2 protein-coding genes are annotated in these 1,983 nt (G+C 39.3%); both read right to left on the bottom strand.

Translation table 11 applies throughout. The annotated features are described in order from the left end of the window. Window positions 1-420: M14 family zinc carboxypeptidase (locus ACY651_RS13645; RefSeq protein ID WP_462253656.1), on the bottom strand; the 420-nt coding region annotated here is incomplete at its 3' end. Between the two features lie 468 nt (window positions 421-888). After that, window positions 889-1,770, bottom strand: coding sequence for a cysteine synthase CysM (cysM, locus tag ACY651_RS13640; protein WP_462253654.1), 882 nt, complete (start codon window positions 1,768-1,770; stop codon window positions 889-891). Between the last annotated feature and the right edge of the window lie 213 nt (window positions 1,771-1,983).

The following is a 1,983-nucleotide window of genomic DNA, read 5'->3' as shown; positions in this document are numbered from 1 at the left end:
ACTGGGTTCATTGCCGTGTATAGAATGCCCGATCCAAACTACCATGGGCATATTTTCAATATTTACCGAACCCGATTTTGAAGGATCGCTCAATAACAAATGCTGCTGCCGTATTTCTTCCAGCCGCTGCTGATTTTTTTGCGACGTAATTATTAATAAAACCTGAGGCCTTCCCTCGTAAGTAAAACCCATCGTTTCTAATTTCACTCTATCGGGTGCAGCAGCCGAAATGGCTTTCATGTAATTTACCAGCCTGTCGTGTGTTACATGCCACTCTCCCACTTCGTGATAAATAATATCTTTTGGTTTTGGAATAGCGGCGTTATATGTAACATCATCCGGCAAATAATAATGTAGATCCTGTGCAGCAGTTTGCAATGCAGTTAAAAAAATAATGGCACAAAAAAATAGCCTTCTCATAAGCAGTTTAGTTTAAAAATGAAAATAGGTTGTTTAAGGGAAAATACAAAAGGCAATTTTGGGCCGGGCATAGAATTGCTATTTAGCTTCATTGGCGTCGCACTAGTGTACAGAATATCTTTATTGAGCTTTTATTGCAGCGTAGATGATAAGTGAATTGTAATTTTTGGAATGCTAATCTTTTGTGTTTACATATAAATATTAGAGCAGGGGTTTTAAAAGTGTAAGAGTTTCTCCGTTCCGCCGGGGTCTTCACCACCTGGCTTTGAGCGTAGCGTGAGACCCCGGCGTTTAAAAGAGCTTTAAAGTTTTATAAAGCCGCTCTATAAATAATTGATACAATTTTGTAAATGAAGGACTCTGTGTAAAAAACTTTGAAGAGTTTTCATACGCCGGGGTTTCATGCTCTCCCACATGAGCGATGGGATGAAAACCCCGTCAGGACATAATCACAAAATTATTTTTATTTCAATCAAACAAATCACTACTCAAATACCGGTCGCCCCTATCGCAAACAATAAAAACAATTACACCAGCTGTTAATTCTTTTGCCAGTTCAATGGCTGCATGTGCGGCACCGCCGCTGCTCATGCCACTAAAAATAGCTTCATCACGGGCCAATTTTTTTGCCATAACACGGGCATCTTTTTCTGCAATTTCAATTACACGGTCCACACGGTTACGATTAAATATTTTCGGTAAATAAGCTTCGGGCCATTTGCGTATGCCGGGAATTTTAGCACCATCCATTGGCTGGCAGCCCACAATTTGTACAGCAGGGTTTTGTTCTTTTAAATATTTTGATACCCCCATTATTGTTCCCGTTGTTCCCATGGCAGAAACAAAATGTGTTATCTGTCCGTTAGTGTCTTTCCAGATTTCGGGGCCGGTAGTTTTGTAATGCATGTTAGGATTATCCTCGTTACCAAATTGATTAAGCATGTGGTATCCTCCTTTTGCCACCTGTGCATTGGCATAATCAATTGCGCCTTCCATCGATTTCTCTTTTGGAGTAAGGATTACTGTGGCGCCAAAAGCTTCCATAGTTAAAACTCTTTCTCTTGTTGCATCTTCAGGCATCACCAATTCAATCGGTACGTTAAATAAACTTGCAATCATCGCTAATGCAATGCCGGTGTTACCGCTGGTGGCTTCTACCAAGGTAATGCCGGGTTTTATTTCGCCACGGTCTAATGCGCCTTTTATCATGCCGTATGCGGCCCGGTCTTTTACACTGCCGCCAGGATTGTTACCTTCCAGTTTACCATAAATAGTAACGTTTTTATTGGGATTAAGTTTTTTTAATTCTACCAACGGGGTATTGCCTACCAGATCTAATATGCCTGCCATAAATTTATTTTTATCTGCACAAAATTATAAACAAATAAAATCATTCTATTCAATAAAGTAAAACAGTCTATTTAAATGGTAGATTTTTAACAAATGCCTTTTTTTATTTGGTGGGTGTAACGGTATCTTTGCTTATTAAATAAAACTGCAGCATGAAAGTTTTACTGGCAATAATTCTATTAAGCATAAGCCCGGCAATATTTGGCCAACAGG

It is taken from the genome of Ferruginibacter sp. (genome assembly GCF_031391665.1).
GTDB lineage: Bacteria > Bacteroidota > Bacteroidia > Chitinophagales > Chitinophagaceae > Ferruginibacter.
Note: the sequence above shows the minus strand (reverse complement) of the source record. Positions and strands in the feature narration are given on the sequence as shown.

Excerpts from the sequence above, each read along its gene's own strand:
- cysM (WP_462253654.1), bottom strand. The coding sequence starts at position 1,770 with ATGGCAGGCATATTAGATCTGGTAGGCAATACCCCGTTGGTAGAATTA.